Origin of the sequence: Okeania sp. SIO3I5 (assembly GCF_010672085.1) — a bacterium.
Lineage (GTDB): Bacteria > Cyanobacteriota > Cyanobacteriia > Cyanobacteriales > Microcoleaceae > Trichodesmium.
Genome location: NZ_JAAHHT010000176.1, coordinates 1 through 20457 on the forward strand (window position 1 = coordinate 1; position 20457 = coordinate 20457).

The following is a 20457-nucleotide window of genomic DNA, read 5'->3' on the forward strand; positions in this document are numbered from 1 at the left end:
GAAGGGGTGTGGGGTTGAGGTGTGGGAGGTGTGAGGAGTGTGGGAGGTGTGGGAGGTGTGGGAAGTGTGGGAGGTGTGGGAGGTGTGGGAGGTGTGGGAGGTGTGGGAGGTGTGGGAGGTGTGGGAGGTGTGGGAGGTGTGGGAGGTGTGGGAAGTGTGGGAAGTCTGGGAAGTGTGGGAAGTGTGGGAAGAAATTACAAAACTTATGTATCTTCGCCATTCCTCAGCAGGACTACCCATTCTATGAAAAGAGAGTGGGTAGAAGAAATTTATCAGCAGTGCATTGCTACCAATACTCCCTTTTTCTTGATAGCAGTTTTCATGCTGGATAGACCACAGTTGTAATCATCGGGGGGCAGTCCGGGAAGATTTGTATTCATAATTAACTAGCTTTTGACTCCTGAATCTTGACTCCTTACTTCTGACTCCTTACTTCTGACTCCTGACTCCTTACTCCTTACTTATACAACAGTTTTGTGGTCTACTCAACTGAAAAGCACTGTAAGCAATGGGGGGGGTGTGAGACCTCAAATAAATGGGAGGTTATTTCACGGGAGAGAATAGAATCAAAAACCTTTGTTACAATAAATAGAAATAGATTATTTATTCCAAACATGATTGCAGTTATTGCACTTCGGGCACTTTAAAGATAATAAATAAGTCAATAATAACTGCCAACATATTTTTTTTAACTACTCTCCAGTGATGTGAATTACTAATTCTCGGCAATGACTACGTTGACGATGTTCCCAAACATAAATTCCTTGCCAAATACCTAATACTAATCTGCCATTATTAATAGGAATTTGTTCAGAAGTATGGGTTAAAACACTGCGAATATGAGCTGGCATATCATCAGGTCCTTCTGCACTATGAATATAATGATAACCTTCTGGTACTAATTTAGAAATAAAATTTTCTAAGTCAACTAATACATCTGGATCGGCATTTTCTTGAATTATTAAGCTGGCAGAAGTATGGCGTAAAAATAGATTGCATAAACCTGTTTTTACCCCTGACTTAGCTACAGCTTCTTGCACTTTAGAAGTGATTTTAGATAAAGATTTACCAGAAGTATTAATTTGGAGTAATTGTTGATAGTGAGTCATGTTATTTTTGGTTAACAGTATGTTCAATAATTAATAATTAACAATTAATAATTACCTCTTCTTAAAAAGAAGAGGATTGGTTAAAAAAGCGGTTAGCAGTCAGCAGTAAACGTGTGCGTTTGCGGAGCATTCCGGAACAGAAAGGGGATTTAACTTTCCTGGCGGGAAGTCCCGCGCTCTCCATCCCCCCTAACCCCCCTTGGAAAGGGGGGAGGGGGAGCGTCGGGATGAAAGCCAGGGCCAGGATTCGGATACCTTGACAAGCTAGGAGAATTTTGTTATTATCAATGTCAACACAGGGGGAGGACATCACCTCTGTCATGCGCAGCGGTCAGGGTTTCCCAGACTGAAGAATCCCGATAAGTCCCGTAAGGGCAACGTCGGGAGTATGTCAAACCCCTCCTAAACTTTTTGGAACAGGACTTAGGCAGGTGAACCCAGAAACCCGGTTTCTCGTAGACATCTATTGCTCAAAACAAAGATTTATCGTAGAAACCGGGTTTCTTTGCGTAAGTCCTTAAGTCCTATGGAAATAATTACATATTATACCAAATTATAGCCAACAGTTACTAGCTCCTGGTTCTAATTAACTTGAGGTTCCGAAGCATTCAACTCACAAACCATCCCAGAACAAGCGGGATCTTGAGGTCCCATTTCTGGTAACTCACTCGCCAACACATAACCATTCATCAACTCGGAAAAATCATCAGACTTACGCCGTTGCAATACCTCCCCTTGCAATTTTTCATATTCCTCCTGAGAAATACGCTCAAATGGCAACCGAGGAAACGGTGCATCAAACCGCGCTAACAGTGCTGACGAAATATAACCCTCATCATCGCGAATTGCTTCATAAATGCGTTTGCCCAAAGGTTCAATTTCTTCCTCGCTTAACAAAATGGTGCTGCTGGTGTTCATTACTAAAATATTCTCAGCTAATGTAAAATGATTAGTAACAGGTTCCATTACACACCATCCACGCTGTTTGACTTCGACTGGATTAATTTCATCTACTTTCCATTGACAAACTTGAGAAACATGAGCTTCATAGTGTTGGCGATGGTGAGACCGCAAGATTAGATTTTCTGGAAATGATGGTTTGCTAAGATTAACAATATAAGCACCACTCCCACTTTTGTAGGTATTAGACTCATACCAATTCCACTTTCTCACTATAATACCAAGACGAGGCAAATGATGGATGAGGAAATCTACAACGTCTTTCCTTGCTGTTGAAATGGAAATGATAGACTCATAGATACTGCCATCAGTTGCTAGCAAACCTGCCAAAAAACCAGCAATATACTCTTGTGAGGAGTTATCCTGTGGTAAACTTTTCCATTCTTTTGGCAATCCATAAATTCTGGTTTGGTCAATATTATCTTTTTCATAAGTTCGCTCATAGCTAGAGAAATATGATTGTAGTTCACGTTTAGCACCACATAAGTAAAGTTGAGAACCTACATATTCACCTCCTGAATTATTACGGTAAAGGGAACCATCCCCAAAAACAATCCCGTGGCAAACACCATCAAGGTCAACATCTGGCAGTTCTGGAATATTAGTGACTAAGCGATGTCCTACTTTCAACTCTGATGCCTTAAGAATCTTAATTGGTGTATTACCAGCTAATGCTCGGCGCACTGGGAAACGATGACAAAGTGTAGAAATAATCCGTTTTTTATTGCCTGTTCTGCCTTCACGAAGTACAATTTCTACCATTTCACGCTCATCTTCAGTACAAACTACTTTTGCCGTAACCCAATCACCATTTGCATTTAGGACAATTACTTTATCTCCTGGGTCAAAATCTTCAAAAGTTTTTATACCTTTGTCTGTTAAAAACTGAGTATTTCGAGCAAAACAATTGTGAGTCGTCCAATGTTTCTGTACTCCCATGTAAAAATCAAACATTGCAGTAGCGCTGAACTTCTCAATGGCAATCTCTTCAACCCCAGGTAAATCTATCCAAGATACCTGTACTGGAATTTCTACTAACCATTCTTTGGCGCGATCGTCAAAAGGATCGTTGAGTAAATTTCCATTTTCATCTTTGCTTGACTGCCCAGGAATTACAGAATAACCATAGTCAAGACAAGCTAATGCTACGGGGTCATTTTTGGCAAAAGTAATGCGTCGCACCCACCGCAAACCAAAAGGAGGATGCCAACCGGGAGCAGCGTTTGTCAACAGAGACTTGGTATTATGTGACTTCAAAGCACCTTGCCAATACCAGGAGTCGTTATCATCTATACCCTCAATGGCAAAATCATAAGAGTAGTCACAAACTGCCGCAATCTTAACAGATTCAATTTTGTATGGAGAAAAACTGAAGACGCGCTTAGGTGGAAATAGAGGTCGTTCCTGACATTTAATACTGTATTCATTGAGATAATCTAAAGCGTCAGGATTAGACAACATTCGACTCAGACACAATCCCCACATATCTTTTTGCTGCGGTTGCAAATTTTCCCCTTTGGTATTCTGAAATATACTGAAACACAGGCCGATCGCTTCCCCTACTTGTTGCAGGTTGCGAATAAAATCGGAACTTGCTGAATCTATGGATAGTTCTCCATTCTTACGAACACATCCATCAGTATCTATCAGACCACAGAAAAATGATAGGAGGGTAACTCGTGACGACCGACGTAAACTCATAGGTATCCTGTCTAAGTCTTTGCTTTTCTCGGTTTTAGCAAGTTGGTTGAAGTGCAACCAATCGAATAATTGTCGAGAAGCAAAATATAATTCAAAACGACCGTTACCAAGGTCATTTATATTGCCTTCGATGCCAAATAATTTTTTGCCTGTTTCTTGGAGGCGATGCAAAACATCAAGTCTGCCATGAGAAAAACGGACTCGATATTTGTGTTTAGAAATGCAACCATTCCCAAACAAACAACCTAAAAAGTAAGCTAAGTCTGAAGTCAGAGTTGCTGGAGTCACGATTTCCTGAGTCAATACACCACGGTTCTGATCTAATGTTTGAGAGCGTTTTACCCTGGTATAATTTTCTAACTGCAAAGGTATTAGTAAAGCATCTTCTTGTTTTTGATATTCACCAATACTGTAGTCAAGCAACATTCCTGGTTTCAGATCGCAAGCATATACCCACTTACCTTCGACGCTCATCCGATGGTTGGGAGTCATGCGTAATGTCCTACCATTAGCTAGTTTGAGTTCCACAAGTTTGAGTGGTTGATTAGCGATCGCTGTGGATGCTCCAATTCCATTCCGAACAGTTAATTCTAGTCCTACTGTTTCTCCACTACCAGGTGCAACTATTTCATCTGCATAGAGTAAACCTTGGTTAAATATTCTCAAAGCAGTTTTGTCGAGACAACCGGAAGGTTGTACTGTTGTACAACGGTTCGGACGTTTCAGGTTGTGACGATCGCAATAATCCCACACTACCCGATGCACTATTTCGCGCCACCGACTTAGATATTTTGCCTCCTGTTCTTTAAACTCTAAACCTTGAATAGTTGCCGGGCGTTCTTCTTGCCACCAATGCAACCATTCAATCCCAAAAGCTTTTACAAAAAAGTCAAATAAACCAGTGAAAGAAACCCCAACAATAGGGTCTAATTCTCGACTAGAATTATAACGAGGTTCGAGGAATTTATGGTTAAGTAAAGTTGCCACAGAAAGGGCGCCAGCAGTAAAAGCTTCCTCCTGTTCTTTATGGTTATTTGGGTCAATTTGATTCAGATGAATTTCTGATAAATTACAATTTCCTGTCAAGGTATTGCCAAAAACACCTTTATGAAATTCTGGTTCTTCAAAACAATAAGTGTCATGTAATCCTGGCAATTCTTCAACACTTTGAATTGTTTGGCTTTTACCTTTAGATTTAGGTTCGCATCCTTTACTTGTGTCTAGTCTTTGACAAGGAATTTCTCTACAATCAGTTATTTGTAGATAGTAAATGTCTTTATTTCTGGTTCCTGAATTTGTAGTAGAACCGCGACTCGCCATTAAATTTACTGATGCACGAATGCCACATTTTGTTAATAGTAATTGTAGTCTTTTTGCTCGTTCATAATCAGATACATAAATTCTGATTCCATTACTTTTAGTATTAGAACCATCTGTATCTGCTAATCCGGCAATAAAAGCCAAAATTGCTGGTTTATTCCAACTAGCAATAATATTTAAAGCATCAGGTTCAGTTTGTAGACGACGCAATAATTCGCCAGAGAATCCTAAATCTTTGACATCCACAAAAGAAGGTAGATAATTATATTGTCGTTCTACTGATTTATTACCAGCAACAATTAATTCAGCTAGCGCCTGCTTATTCGTAGGATAAACCCCACCACAGTAAGGCGCGTGTTGGGTTTCACTTCGTTCTACCCAACCTACATTTTTAGGTTTGTCGCTGATAACTGATAACTGATAACTGATAACTGATTTACCTACGGTGACACCTAGTGTATAAGCATAAGATGAATCTATATAATTTCCATCCTGATAATCTATGACAAAAGGTTCTGTATCTAAGGCATATTTGCTATGAGTTAGCAAATCTTTTGTTTGTACTTCTTGATAGTTTTGACCAAACCTATCTTTCACAAAAAATCGGTGATATTCTGTCACATCCAGATAGGAACCATCCCCAAATTTGACCCGGTATAATTTTCTGTCTTTTCCTGTTTTGAAAGGAATTACTTGACTCCAATTTTTGCCGTTCCAAATTTCAACTTTTTGACCAACAATATCTTTAATTTTGTGAATACTGTCACGAGTAATTAATAACGTCTCGCCAGCAACACAGTGAAAATTAGCCCCAATTATTTCTCCGCAATTGTGAGTCAAACAACCATTAGCAATGAAAGAATTAGTTAAAGGAACGTGCAAATCATAAACAACTTCCTCTCCAAATTCTTCAACCTTTTTTACCTTTGAAGTAAACTTAGAATTAATGGTTGATTCAAAATAATTAGGCAATGGTTTTTCCAGCCATTTTTCAGCTTCAATATTCTTGCTTAGGGATAGTGGAAAGCCAATTAATTGTTGAAATAAATCAAAATTAAAAGTAGAGATAAATAATCCATAACTGCCTTGGTCTAAGCTAATTTTCTCAGTTCCATCAACAGTCGTATAAGGCACACCTCTGTAACCTTTTTCCCTGACTAATCTAACTGTACTAATAATTCCTAAATTAGATAGAATCAACTGAATTTGTTGGAGTAATTTTTCCGAACGCATCGCTAGTTTGATTCTTCTGGAATCTTTATCTACTGAAGCATTTGCACTAAAAATTCCTTGCAAAAAACCAATTAAAACTTCCTGAGATTGACTCAGAAAATTATTAGGAAGCTCTTCTTTTCCAACTATACCTAAATCGGCAAAAAACTTTTCTAATTTAGGAGATTGGGTGCGGAATTCGTAGGACTTGCGCACGGACACTAAATCGAGTGAGGGCGAATGCCATTCGCCCCTACAGATGGCGTTTTCAAGGTGAATTTGTGTATATCCTAATTCATAGACTCCTTTATGCAGTTTAGTTGCATATTCTCTTCCTCCAATAACTGCTTTTCCAACAATATTGTAGGCAGTTTCATACTCATCTTGGTTAAAAACAAATCCTTTAGCAAAGTGCTCTTGCTTCCTATTCAGGCGAAATGTTTTTGGAGAGTTGCTCAAATCCCCGTTGTCAAAACAACTTCTGACTTCTAACTTCTGATTTCTGACTTCGTTAAATCCATCTCCGTACCACCAACCAAGCATTTGAGCTTGAGCAACAGAAATAGTACCTTTGCCAAAATGACCTGCTCCTCTCTGAACATAAATATTGTCATCATCAGTCAAATCTTGAGTGCTAACCCAACCTCGACTGGTAAAATGTTGATGCTCTGCGGTACATCGCATTTGCATTCCGTTGGTTAGAATAATTCTGTAGGTAGTTTGAACTCCCGTAGCAAAAGCGATCGCATCCGTCAACTTGACACCAGACAAACCTACCGAACGTAAATCTACTAATGCTTTGAATTGTTTACTTACTAAATCCTGAATCGGAATTAACCCTTGGTCTGTAGACACCAAAGTATCCCCTGAATGACAAGGGTTTAATCCTAATCTTGCTAACCGATGTTCCAGTTCATCATTACTAATATTTGGATAATGTTCTTGAAACCATTTTTTGGCATTATCTTCTCCATAAGCTTTCAAGAAATCTCTTTTTATTTCGAGCGTTCGTAATAAATCACAATTAGCACGAGCAACTGCTTCACCTGCCCACTGAATCGCACCTTCACCAGAATAAAATTGTTTTCTTACTGCCTCGACACATTCTTCTAATGTAGGTTTGTAGTGGAAAACATGGGTGTGATTTGCCATTCGCAAAGCATCTCTTTTCGGATCGATACCCCAGTTACCATTTTCATCTTGTCGCCAGAGATTATCCTTCGCTACAGTAAACAGGCGATCGCTATTACTCCCTTGCCTGATCCCAGCACTGTTATGCACCAGCAAACCATCAGCAATAAATTCGTGGTCTCCCTCCACTTCAATATCATAAGTTTCAGCTTCACCAGCAGGAGCCACAAATTGCACTTCTATTGGCAACCAGTGAGGATTAACTAAATCTTCTGCTATCAAAGTATCCCAGTTAGCATCCCGGAACTTTCCTGGTCTGTGTTTTGGATCGACCCAAATTACATTAGCACAAGACACAGTATTCGGTTTCCATCCGGCAGCAGCTAGCTCTTTCACAAATTGGTAAGGTAATGATAAACCATTCTTTTTAGCTAACCTGATAGAAAAGCCGTCGCGAACAGCAAATTGGTTAATTAAGCCAACTGTAACTGCTTGAGACTGTAAACCCTGAACATGAAGGCAGTGGCATCCATCGTAAAGTTTATCTCTTCCTTTGATTTTTCTTGGTGGACGTTCATATAACTTTGTCGCAATTCCCAAAGAAAGAGCTACTTTTTGAATTTCTCGTAAAAATTCTAACTTGTTCGAGTTCACTAGCACATTTCGCGAAGGAGTACCATCAGCATCACTTAAACCTGCTAAGAAAGCAGCACGAATTTCTCGACTACCTCTCCAAACAAACTCAGGAATTATAGGGCATCCCCAAGGTTGTTTATATTGTCCGAGTTCTATAGCTAGTTCTTTACGACAAACATTAATATTACAATGACTACCTTGAATCTTGATGGCGGGATTATAACCCATGCTACTAAGGATTCTCAGAACCTTTTCTCCTAAATCTCCCTGTAGGCGTTCAGTGGAGAGGGCAAAGCTGACTACTCCACCTCCACCATTACGTCGCTTAGTTGACTCTATATCAGCATGACCATCACCAATAAAGAAACCTACTAACCAAGCATAATCAGTGGTTGAGCAAGGCATTCCTTTAGTATGAGGAACAGAAATTAAGCGATCGCCTGGTTGAAGTTCGCCAGCATATTTCCAGGTGTAAGATTTTAAACTATTGTAAACAGCAACTCGGTGGTTAGCAGTACAACGAATTGAAGTAATGTGAGTACGAATTTCTACAATTGCCTGGTTGCCTTGAATAAATTTCTTGACTACTGGACTATATTCACCCCTGGAAGTTAACACTAAGTCTCCCACTTGAATATCTTGAATATTTTTCATGCCGTCAATCGCTGAAACTTTTGCTCCATAAGCAATACAGCGTCTGATATTTCCTGCAACAATTGTCACTGCTGCTTCGTCAATTAACAAGCAACACTCCACAGAATTTAATTGTCGCCCAACTGCGTGATTTAATATATTCCCACAACGTTGATACAATTCTGGCAATTTTACAGGATTCGCAACACCACCAAATCCTTTTAACGGTTCGCCCGCAGCTCTGACATCACTCAAGTCAATGATAACATTCACCTTTCCTGAAAATCGCTCATCTGTTGACAACTCCAACAAAGCCTGGTAAGATCCTACCCAACCTTGACGACTGTCGCCAACAAAAATTTCTGCTCCGTCTGGATGAAATTTTACTTCTGTCAACTCACGACGTAACTCAGCAGGAGTGGCACCAATTTCACCCCGCAATACAATATTTAGATGATTGCGAATCGGTGGCAGTTGCTCTATATTATGTGGTTCCAATACCGCACCCGTGCCACACCCCATCATTGCTAAGTCCATTAACAAACCGAAGGAGTGCCAGTCTACAATATTAGTAGAGGAGCAGTTATATGCCCCCGAAAAGTTTTCCTGTTGTGAAATCCATTCTGTGTTGCCCTAAGCCATACCATCACTGACATGACTCGGCTTCAAAACCGTACTTGATACTTTCGCATCATACGGCTCCTCGATGTTGCAGCCACTTTCTTTGGCACTATCTCTTTTGGTTTTGACGTTGTGACAGTAATTATGGAAATGAATAATTAATAATGAATAATTAATAATTCAACAATTCAGGTTTAAAGCCTCCCCTTGGATAGGGAATAAAATTAAAAACTTTCCTTTGAGTCAATCCTTTTCTTTTAAAAAAGGGTAATTATTAATTGTTAATTGTTAATTACTGAAGTCCCCATCTTTGAAATACTGTCCACATTCTGCACATTTCCCTTTTTGTTTCTTCAATAGATTGGTTACTCTGACTGGTAATTCAACACTTTTTCCCCTTCTAGCTGCCCAATAAATTAGGTCTCCATCGTAGGGACTTTTTGTTCCTTTTACCTTCACAAAGTTTTCTATTTTTGAGTCTCTATATCTTCTTAACGTTACGGGTTTTTCTTTCCCTTCCGCTTCAAAAACCCAATTGTTATTACCTTTCTTTTTGAAGTATTTGCTAATTGTTTCCTTTTTACTCTTATTGTTGGATTTTCTTGTTGCCCAACTTATAAGTTTTAAGGTAACAAAGTGGTCTAATTTGCCAAATATTTTTGCACTATTTACTTTCGAGTAGTAATTGCTCCACCCAGTTATTATTGGGTTTAGCATTTTGATTAATTCCAACTGTGAACAAGAATGTTTTAGTTGGTCTACTATTGTTGATATTTTCTGATAGTGCCGTTTTATTGCCTCTTTACTTGGCTTGACATAGGTTTTATAACCCAGTGGTTTTCCGTGGGTATTTTTTCCCGTAGCATACTTACCAACAGGGTATTGTCTTATGTTGAAGCCTAGGAAATTAAATCCAGGTTCCTCGTTTTCTACCTTAATTAAGGTATGTGTTAAACGAGTTTTTTCAGCTTTGAGTTCTAATCCCATTTCAAGTAAGAACTTTTCTATCAATGCTTTACAGTTCTGTATCACTTCTATTTCGGGGTGAAGTATTACAAAATCCTCTGCATATCTTATTAAGCTGATTTGCTGTTCATTCTTATCTTTCTTTCCTGGTAAACTTCTTGCGTAATCCTTCACTACTTTTTCCATTCCATGTAGAGCAATGTTTGCTAATAGTGGTGAAATACCTCCTCCTTGAGATATTCCTTCATTTGTGGGAAACCAACTTTTTCCATCTACTACTCCAGCTTGAAGCCAACTTTTAATTTGTCTTCTTACTTTTGGAAAAGTATTTAATTTTTCCAGTAGTTTTTGGCGATCGATTTTGTCAAAACATTTTGCTATGTCTGCCTCCAGAACAAACTTGCTCTTTTGCTTGATAGCTGCTTTGATTCCCTCAATAGCATCCATACAACTTCTACCTGGCCGGAATCCATAGCTATTAGGCTCAAACTTTGCTTCCCATTCTGGTTCTAGGGCTAGCTTTACTAATACTTGCTTGGCTCTATCTGAGATTATTGGGATTCCTAGGGGTCTTTTCTCTGTTTTCCCTGGTTTGGGTATCCAGATTCTCCTTGTTGCTTTCGCTTTCCAATCTAATGTTAGATTTTCTGCTAGGCTTACTCTTTCGGTTGGTTTGAAGTTTTTCTTCCCATCTATACCAGCCGTTACTTTTCCCCTATTATCCTGGGTAACTCTTCTAGTTGCCAGCATCTTGGCAGACCACGAATTTAGCAGGGTTTTTTGCAATTTGCGTGCAGTTTTCACGTCGCCCCTTTGAGTAGCTTGATAGATTCTCTTTTGCAACTTGAATACGGTTCTTTCTAGCTTTGGCCAGTGAACCTCATTCCATACCACCATCGTTTTTATCCGTGTTTTAGTCTTTTTCATTGCTACTTAAAACTCTAACTTCTACATCATCGGAGGTCTGTCTGCGTATCCTACTCATTACAAGCAGGCTTGCTTTTGACCTCATCCTCTCCATATATATGCTTGCGGATTGGTTCCTACTCTGCTTATCGACCTTTTTACAGAGAGCAATATATAGGATTACTTCGTTCCATATAACCATTCTTTGAGTGTTTAGGATGGGCATTATCAGCCGGAGACTAAGTAAACGTGTCCAATAACGGTGGTAGGTATTGGCCTTTTGTGTCTCAGTGTCATTTTGACCGCAGTGTATCAACCTTTCTTTTCACTGCTTAATGGATTACGACTGTTCATCATGCCTTCACTTTCGTTCACCATGCACTCTTTGCTTGCTAGGATTTGGCTTCAAGGTTCACCATTACTAGCTTTTATCCCTGCTTTACCCTTTGATGACCATTCTCTAGATAAGGGATAGGCTGTCACTTCCACGTTCTGAAGGGTAGGTTTCTCACCTACATGGCTATATAGTTATCAAGTTCTTGTCCAATTTGGACTTGAACCAGCAGGCCATCCTCACTTTCCATTATTGGCTAAAAGCTTTACCGAAAAATTAAGGTATAAAGCCTCTCCGTTTATCGAGAAAAGAGAAAAAAATTCCTTTTAGCCAATCCTCTTCTTTATAAGAAAAGGTAATTGTTAATTATTAATTGTTAATTATTAATTATTGAATGTACTTGTGTTTCGGCCTAACGAATCACACCCCACCTACCCACAACCAACGGCCAGATGATAGGGCCTTAAGTTGGCTTTGCATCCGGTAGAGTAAGTCTGTTTCTTCCGGTGTGAGTTGGCCTAATTCTCGGAGGCCATTAATTGTGCGATCGCACACTTCTGTCCATGTCTCACGGCCAGTTTCTGTCTTACGGCTATAAGTTCTGTAAAATACCGGATTAGCAGTGGGTGCTGTTTCCGGGAACTCAGTCTGATGTACTTTTTCTAGTTCTCGTACCATAGTGAAATTGAAAATAGAATTTGTTTGGAAAAAAGCAACAAGTTACGAGTGTAGCGATTTTCATATTTAGTGTCAAATGATTGACAAATTTACGAAATTACTCTATATGTTGTGTAATTTTGGTAGATAAAAATATCAGGACTTACGCAGGTGAACCCAGAAACCCGGTTTCTCGTAGACATCTATTGCTCAAAACAACGATTTATCGTAGAAACCGGGTTTCTTTGCGTAAGTCCTAAATATAATTAAGTTGTTCATTATTTCTTAACTAACTATCAGAAACTCTATATTTGGTAACAAAGGATCTTGAATTACTCCTACTCCCTGGAAACTCCACCTTTTTAATATTGTTTTTAACTGGGTACTAGGGATGGACTCAACAGTAAAGCGATCGCTCACATCTGGCGCGTGGGTATTTAGGTAGCTGTAGGCATCAAAGTCTTCCTGGAATAGTAATAAGAATTTGACGGCTTCATCTGGGTTGGGATTGGCAGTGATATAACTACCATCAGTTTTGGAACGGAGTAGATAATAAGTTTGGGATAACATGGGAATTTTGTGATTTGAGATAGTAAAATTTTTACTACTGAATGGGACTTTTTGTTTTGCTTTTGACTTTTAAATTATGCCAAATGTTTGAAAAATTTAGATAACTAATCTACTTGACAGCTAGATAATTAAGGGTTAGGATATTTACAGTTGAGAACCTCGAAAAATAAATAGCTATACGTTTTTGGTCATTTCTTGGTTGTTAAGAGTGGCTGGAAGCTAGTTTTTTGTATTTGCATAGACCCCCATCGACGCGGGTCTGAGAATCGCTGAAACCCTGATTTTTTCGTTGACCCCCGTCGATGGTATGCCAGGAGCGGGTTTGAGGGCTGTCATTTTGGCAAAATTAGCCTTGTTGATGATAAAATCAAAGGGGCGCGTCGATTGGCCTATCTGAAACCCTTGCTATGCTTGCCTTCTAGATCGTATCTCTCTCGAAACCCTAATCCCTATTTAGGGATTGAAACTTTACTACTTCTTTTTCATAGTCAAAAACGAAGCCTTCCTCTCGAAACCCTAATCCCTATTTAGGGATTGAAACAGATACCTCAAATACTTCATCTGCAAATTCTTCAACCACTCTCGAAACCCTAATCCCTATTTAGGGATTGAAACCTCACCCTCCAGAGATGATGAGTAAAAAGCTCCTCTAATGCTCTCGAAACCCTAATCCCTATTTAGGGATTGAAACATTTTGGCCAACAAACTGTTGACGGAAAGCGTCAGCCTCTCGAAACCCTAATCCCTATTTAGGGATTGAAACTTTTAGGGGGACGATCACCTATAGCTTCTTCGATACTCTCGAAACCCTAATCCCTATTTAGGGATTGAAACTGCCGCCTGCTCTGCACTTATTAAACCATCAAAAACACTCTCGAAACCCTAATCCCTATTTAGGGATTGAAACTGCTCCGGCTCTTCAGGATGCTCTGGCTCCTCAGGGCTCTCGAAACCCTAATCCCTATTTAGGGATTGAAACCTTTTGTCAGCTTGGTAAGTTTTAATTAAAGAACCTCTCGAAACCCTAATCCCTATTTAGGGATTAAAACATTAAGGTGTCATTTCCATCAAACCCATAAATAGCGTCTCTCGAAACCCTAATCCCTATTTAGGGATTGAAACAAAAAGTCCGTCAGAATGGCGTTGGGGCTATCCCAATCCTCTCGAAACCCTAATCCCTATTTAGGGATTGAAACGATCATTGCCCTCACCTAGAACAAAAGTATCACGACCTCTCGAAACCCTAATCCCTATTTAGGGATTGAAACAGAAGGAAACAAACGATTGGCAAAGCCTTTCATCTCTCGAAACCCTAATCCCTATTTAGGGATTGAAACGTTTCCTTCCGTTATTTTTCGTGAAATTATATTTTCAATACTCTCGAAACCCTAATCCCTATTTAGGGATTGAAACTTTTAGCCTCCTTTAGGCAAATTGCAAATTAAATTGACCTCTCGAAACCCTAATCCCTATTTAGGGATTGAAACTCATAGGCACCAGCGAGGTGCCCTCCCTCCTCTTCTTCTCTCGAAACCCTAATCCCTATTTAGGGATTGAAACTAAATTACACAGAGAGTAGTCAGGGTGACTCGCATCCTAAAGTTTTGTTGGGTTTCACTCCGTTCAACCCAACCTACATTTTGAGGCGTGTCAGTCCAGTAGAGTGCGTTAGACGGCTTAAATTTAGACTATGAAATAGATTCAGCAATCCGTCCCAAGGCACCATCGAATATGTGTCGGTTTTCTACCTCTGGAAACTAACGATGAAACAAATACCTCTTGCAGAACTTCCCGAAGCAGTCCAAAACCTAATTAAGCAATCACAAAAAACAGGCGAACCCCTAACTATCATTCAAGATGGCGTTCCCTTAGCTATTATTTCTCCTGTCAAGAAAAAATCTCTCCTGCAAACTCTTTCTACACTCAAACCTTTAGATGAAGATTTTCCAGATGTGGATGAAGGGAAACTAAGATAAATAGTAAATTTTATCAGATAAAGGCAAAGAAAAAATATAAAGAAATATTACATTTTTTCAGAATAAATTTACAAAGACATCTTCAAGATATAATCATTACCCGATGTACATAAACTTCATTTGTGAAATTTATAGCACTACCCAAATAGTTTAGGAAATTTCTAAATCCTGAAACCCTTTTACAGTTTACTGTTCCCTGTTCCCTGTTACCTGTTTACTTAGCTACTAAAAATGAAAAAAAAAAATCAAGTTCTCAGTCTCTCCTTCCTAATATATCTTTTTTCAAACACAGCTTTTGCATTAGCTGCTACAGGAACCCCCAACAACTCCAATGTAGAAAAAGCAAATACTCAAATAGATATTAAAAATTCGACCCTAAATTGGCCAGAATGGCAAAGCATGGATGAAGCGATATTGAATTCGCAACACGGAGCGATCGCTACTAAAAACCAAGCTCCAGAAAATCAGGTCATCTCTGTTGAGCAACTGTCCAACTTTAATCCAGAAACCGAAAATTCCACAAACAAAGAAAATGAATATAGCGATCCATTAGGACAAGTCACTTCAGTAGACCAACTATCAGATGTCCAACCCACAGATTGGGCATTCCAAGCACTACAATCTCTAGTAGAAAGATATGGTTGTATTGTCGGTTATCCAGATGGCTCTTTTCGAGGTAATCGGGCAATGACTCGCTATGAATTTGCTGCTGGATTAAATGCTTGTTTAGAAAGGATTCAACAATTGATTGCCTTTGAAACAGCAGACCTTATTACTCAAGAAGATTTAGCAGTTTTAGAAAGATTACAAGCAAATTTTGCAGTCGAACTAGCTGAAATTGAAGGGCGAGTTGATGCACTAGAAGCGCGTGTAAAGACTTTAGAAGGTCAGCAATTTTCCACAACTACAAAATTCGGCGGTCAAATAGTAATGCACATAGCAGATGCTTTTGGTGAAGAAGCATCTGAGGAAAATGAAACCGTACTCCAATATCGGAGTAGGATGAGACTAAAAACAAGTTTCACTGGTACAGACATTCTCAATGTAGGTATCAACGCAGGTAACCCCGTTACATTGAATACTGCTACTGAATTTCCCCGTGGCACCTTAAGTGGTGGTACTGGAGAAACAATTCTGATGTTTGGTAATTCTGGAGACAGAGTAGATCTTGGTAATTTATCTTATAGTTTCCAAGTTAACGAACAATTGAGATGGGTTATCAGTGCATTCTCTGATGACCGAATTCTTTCACAATTGATTACTCCGATTGCCGGACTTGATATTGGTCCAATATCAAACTATGGTCGTCTGAATACCATGCTATTTCCCATCTTCTTACAAGCAGGGACTGGTTTTAGATGGGACCCTGCTCCCTGGTTTGACCTAGACTTCTTTGTTGGTAGCGAATCTGGTTCAGCGGAAGACCCACGGTTAGGAGTATTTAGCGGCGGTTATGGTATTTCGGCAAGAAGTGTGTTTAGATTAGACCCTTTCAATCTGGTTCTTTACTATATTCACAGTTACTCTCCAGAAAATGGGATTAGTACAGCATCAGGTAGTAATGCTTCTGCAGTTACTGGAGCTGGACCTGTGGCAGGGAATACATACTTAGCTGCTGCTTTTTATCGATTTTCTCCTAAGTTTACTTTAGGTGCTTCTGGTGCTTTTAGTAACGCTCGAACTTTAGGGGATGGCACAAGAGGAGATGCTAATGTTATTGACTATCGGGTTAATCTGATTTTTCCTGACCTTTTTGAAGAAGGAAATATTGGTGGCCTTATTGCTGGCATTCAACCAAGACTTACCTATACTAGCAATCGTAATTTAGCAAGAGCTATTGGTTTACCACCGGGACAAAGGAGCGATCGCGATACGGGATGGCATCTGGAAGCTTTCTATACTTTTCGGGTTAGTGATAATATTACTATTACTCCTGGTGTATTCTGGTTAACTGCACCAAATCACGATGAACGCAATGATGATGTGGTAATTGGAGCACTGAGAACTACGTTTAATTTTTAGTATAGTGCGTAGCGCTAGGAAATAGGGAACAGAGAACAGTATACTATCTATCAAAGGGTTTCAGGATTTATAACTGTCCTAACCTTTGCTTCGACTGCTATATAAGTTGGATCTCAAAAAATTGCACTTTTTTTCCCTTTAAAAAGGCTAAAAGCTTTACTAAAAAACTTTCTACCTTCCGTCTTCCTTGCTCCAAATTATTAAGTATTCAAGCGGATATAATATAGCGTTTTTCAGGTTAATGAGGTACATCTATCTTTGATTTCTATTCTATTCCCTATTCCCTATTCCCTATTCCCTATTCCCTAGCGCTATAAAATACCATTTTTAATCCAATTTGCACATTCTGCCTCTAGCTTTTGAGAAATAATTATTTCATAGCGTTGAAGTTGTACAGGAGTTAATAAATTTCTCCAACGTTTGTTTGTGCCTTTATTGATAAAACTTTGTGGTTTAAAAACTCCTGGAGGTTGAAATTTATGCCAATTTTCTTTCATGTATTCAAAAGAAGAAAACTGACAAATCATTTCTACTTTACTACTATTAATTTCTTGATTTAAAAATTTAGCTATTCTGATAATTTCTTCACTTTTCCTATTAATTAAATTTTCATAGTGAACTAAAAGAATATTAGATAAATTCCGAACTTGCCACCAACTATTAATATTTTCCCAGAAAGGCCAGCGAGGTTTTCCGGTTTCTACCCATAAATCCCAAAATTCTAAAAAATCATCGGAACCGTTATCAAAAGTAATAGATAGATTGTAAGCATTATTTAGATATGTTTGACAATGATTGTAAAGAGAAACTCCAACATCTCTACCATCTCTGACTAGATAAATATATTTCCATTCTTGATAGTAGGGAAGTGCTTCAAATTCTAGATGAGTTTTGAGAATTCGAGGTGATGGTAAACTATCTATGAGACCTGTTTCTGTCTCTGAAGACTGAAAACGTAGTTCTACCCAAGGACTAATGTGATGAATTGATTCAAAATTATCATTACCGTTAACTAGCAAATTTACTATTTGCTGCGTTAGTGTTGTACCTGATTTGTAACAGGAAGCAATGATAATATCTGTGGAGCGTGGTTTGACACTATCCCAAATTGTTGAATCACGCATAAAATCTTGAACAACTATTTTTTTTGGAGATGGCATTTCAGTTATCAGTTATCAGTTATCAGTTATCAGTACCGACTGCTGAAGTCAGGGACAAGCAGAGAAACCGGGGAAAGTATCAAGTGCCCTACAATACTAACATCGACCTCCGACAAACCCGGTTTCTTATAACACTTCCATTGCCTACAGATTTGATATCAGTTATCAAATGTAGGTTGGGTTGAGGGACGAAACCCAACAACAATCTTCCCCTCCTCGGAGGGGTTAGGGGTGGGTTTTCTCCCGTACGGACGTTTTCAGTACCGACTGCTGAAGTCAGGGACAGGTAGAGAAACCGGGGAAAGTATCAAGTGCCCTACAATACTAACATCGACCTCCGACAAACCCGGTTTCTTATAACACTTCCATTGCCTACGGATTTGATATCAGTTATCAAATGTAGGTTGGGTTGAGGGACGTTAGCGCAGCTTATCCGTAGGATAAACCCAACAACAATCTTTCTCCCGTACGGACGTTTTTGCTGACGCAAAGCTCCGCTTTTCATGTCGGCGACAGCCGAAAACGTCTCAGAGCAGACATCTAAGGGCGAATGCCATTCGCCCCTACAACTCCTGACTCCTCCTTACCAAAAGATTTTCCAAAAGCAAACCCTATTTATACAATACCTCTGTAGTAGGAATCACTCCTTGTTCCTGTTCGTATTCCTCGTATAAAGCAATCATTTGTTTCAATCTTTCTGGATATTGTTGAGCTAAATTAGTTAATTCTCTTGGATCTTGACGAATATTAAATAATTTCCATTCACCATCTCCCCAAGGTGGAATTAACCTGAATATTTTCCAATCTCCTTGAAATAAAGCACTGTTACCATAACCAAATAACTCAAAACCAATACTATCTTCTTCTGTATATATGCGATCGCTCTTTTTCTCTAAAACTGGCCCTAGAGAACGTCCTTCCATTGAGTATATCTCTCGTCCATTATAATTATTTTCTGGGTGTTTAACTCCAGCATAATTTAATAAAGTTGGCATCAAATCTAAAACTGAACCGAAGGCATCGCTACGACTATTAGCAGGAATAACTCCTGAATAGGCAAAAATTGCAGGTACGCGAATACCTCCTTCAGAAACTCTACCCTTATACCACAAAAGAGGCGTACTACTAACTTGTGCCCATGCCTGGTTGAGAGTAATAAAAGAGTTGGGTTTGCCTATATTTTCATAACTATTATCAATGCCTTCTTTTTCAAACCAAGTTTGCCACCGCTCTAGTGCTGCGCGGTTTGATCCTTCAGGACCATTATCTGATAAAAATACAAAAACAGTGTTGTCATACTCCCCTATTTTTTTTAAATGCTCAATTAACCGACCTATATTATAATCTGTGTTGTCGATCATGCCAGCATAAATAGCCATTGTTTTGGCTTCATACTTCTGCTGTTCTGGTGTGAGACTATCCCAAGCTGGAATATCCGTCCATCTAGGGGGTAACTCTAAATCTTTTGATATGAGACCGAGTTCTTTCATCCGTTGAAAACGTTGTTCTCGGATACTATCCCAACCAACGTTGTATTTATCCAGATATTTTTGAATATATTCCTCTGGCACTTGTAAAGGATCGTGAGGGGAGGTAAAGGTAGCATATACAAAAAACGGTTTATCCTCCTCGCGATCGCTATCGATAAACTCTATTAATTTGTCTGTATAATAATCAGTAGAATAAAAATTTTCAGGAAGTTCAACTGGTTCGCCATTGCTAGAATAATTAGCTACAGGACGAGCTGGGTTATATCCACGTTTACTATAATGATCTGCTGCCCCTCCTAATAAAGCAAATGTTTGCTCAAAACCCCTATCTGAAGGTAGTAAACCCTCTGTTTTGCCCAAATGCCACTTACCCGCCATATAAGTATTATATCCAGCATCTTTTAACAAAGTTGGAATACTGACAACTTGCTGACTCAAATGACCTTCATAACCTGGTTTACCTTTTTGGTTTGAAGCTGTATATTCTGCCATCGCCCCGAAACCTGCTTGATGGTTACTAACCCCACTTAACATTACCGATCTAGTAGGGGAGCAAGTTGGCAGTGTATAGAAATGAGTAAACATCATGCCAGCTTTTCCTAGAGCTTCAATATTTGGAGTTTCAATCTCACTTCCATAAAGACTAATATCGGAATACCCCATATCGTCAACAACAAGAACTACAATATTTGGTGGTTTTTGCTGCTGAGAATTAGTAGTTTCTGTTTGGGTTGGTTCGGTGTTAGTAGAACAACCGATAACTGTCAGTGCAGAGAAACTAACGAGTAGGAAAAATTGAGAAATTTTGCGGTACATTTATTTTATTTAGTTAACTAATATAGCATTTCTCATAAAGATGAGGTAAATTTACGATCCCCCTAAATCCCCCTTAAAAAGGGGGACTTTGAAACATCCCCCCTTAAGAAGCTATGCTTTATAAACATTTTTCTTAACATAAAACTTGACAACATAGACAAGTTATGTTTTAGTCTTGAATCGGCTTTTTCAGGAGAAAAGTGTATTGAAAAACACACTTTTTTATGAATGTAGACA

Annotated in this window: 10 protein-coding genes and 1 CRISPR repeat array; of the genes, 3 read left to right on the top strand and 7 right to left on the bottom strand. The window is 39.0% G+C overall.

Features of this window, described 5'->3' with window-relative positions; all coding sequences use genetic code 11:
- The first annotated feature begins 39 nt into the window (after positions 1–39).
- Complete coding sequence (locus F6K40_RS28655; protein ID WP_293140684.1) at positions 40–345, top strand: hypothetical protein; 306 nt, start codon at positions 40–42, stop codon at positions 343–345.
- A gap of 347 nt (positions 346–692) precedes the next feature.
- On the opposite strand, the gene F6K40_RS28660 is transcribed toward F6K40_RS28655, so the two are convergent.
- The 5 genes from F6K40_RS28660 to F6K40_RS28680 all read right to left on the bottom strand — a co-directional run bounded on the left by F6K40_RS28660 (position 693) and on the right by F6K40_RS28680 (position 12756).
- Entirely contained in the window at positions 693–1109 is a 417-nt protein-coding gene (locus F6K40_RS28660) for a secondary thiamine-phosphate synthase enzyme YjbQ (protein ID WP_293140700.1), read from the bottom strand.
- A 582-nt stretch (positions 1110–1691) separates the two neighbouring features.
- Positions 1692–9239, bottom strand: a complete 7548-nt coding sequence (locus F6K40_RS28665; RefSeq protein ID WP_293140686.1) for an LAGLIDADG family homing endonuclease — start codon at positions 9237–9239, stop codon at positions 1692–1694.
- A 372-nt stretch (positions 9240–9611) separates the two neighbouring features.
- Positions 9612–11216: a group II intron reverse transcriptase/maturase gene (ltrA, locus tag F6K40_RS28670; RefSeq protein ID WP_365673128.1), complete on the bottom strand. Its 1605-nt coding sequence runs from the start codon at positions 11214–11216 to the stop codon at positions 9612–9614.
- 733 nt (positions 11217–11949) lie between these two features.
- Positions 11950–12207: a hypothetical protein gene (locus tag F6K40_RS28675; protein ID WP_293140688.1), complete on the bottom strand. Its 258-nt coding sequence runs from the start codon at positions 12205–12207 to the stop codon at positions 11950–11952.
- 264 nt (positions 12208–12471) lie between these two features.
- The gene (locus F6K40_RS28680) at positions 12472–12756 is read right to left on the bottom strand and encodes a hypothetical protein (RefSeq protein WP_293140690.1); all 285 of its coding nucleotides are present in this window, start codon (positions 12754–12756) and stop codon (positions 12472–12474) included.
- Between the two features lie 431 nt (positions 12757–13187).
- Positions 13188–14316: direct repeats of the CRISPR family, unit length 36 nt; unit sequence CTCTCGAAACCCTAATCCCTATTTAGGGATTGAAAC.
- 203 nt (positions 14317–14519) lie between these two features.
- On the opposite strand from F6K40_RS28680, the gene F6K40_RS28685 reads away from it, so the two are divergent.
- Positions 14520–14732 carry a type II toxin-antitoxin system Phd/YefM family antitoxin gene (locus tag F6K40_RS28685; RefSeq protein ID WP_293140692.1) on the top strand — a complete coding sequence of 71 codons (213 nt, stop codon included), beginning with the start codon at positions 14520–14522 and terminating at the stop codon, positions 14730–14732.
- 231 nt (positions 14733–14963) lie between these two features.
- Positions 14964–16754, top strand: coding sequence for an iron uptake porin (locus F6K40_RS28690; protein ID WP_293140694.1), 1791 nt, complete (start codon positions 14964–14966; stop codon positions 16752–16754).
- 311 nt (positions 16755–17065) lie between these two features.
- Here F6K40_RS28690 and F6K40_RS28695 read toward each other — a convergent pair whose 3' ends face one another.
- Positions 17066–17914, bottom strand: coding sequence for a sulfotransferase domain-containing protein (locus F6K40_RS28695; protein ID WP_293140696.1), 849 nt, complete (start codon positions 17912–17914; stop codon positions 17066–17068).
- Between the two features lie 611 nt (positions 17915–18525).
- Positions 18526–20220 (bottom strand): arylsulfatase, encoded by a 1695-nt coding sequence (locus tag F6K40_RS28700; RefSeq protein WP_293140698.1) that lies wholly within the window; start codon positions 20218–20220, stop codon positions 18526–18528.
- Between the last annotated feature and the right edge of the window lie 237 nt (positions 20221–20457).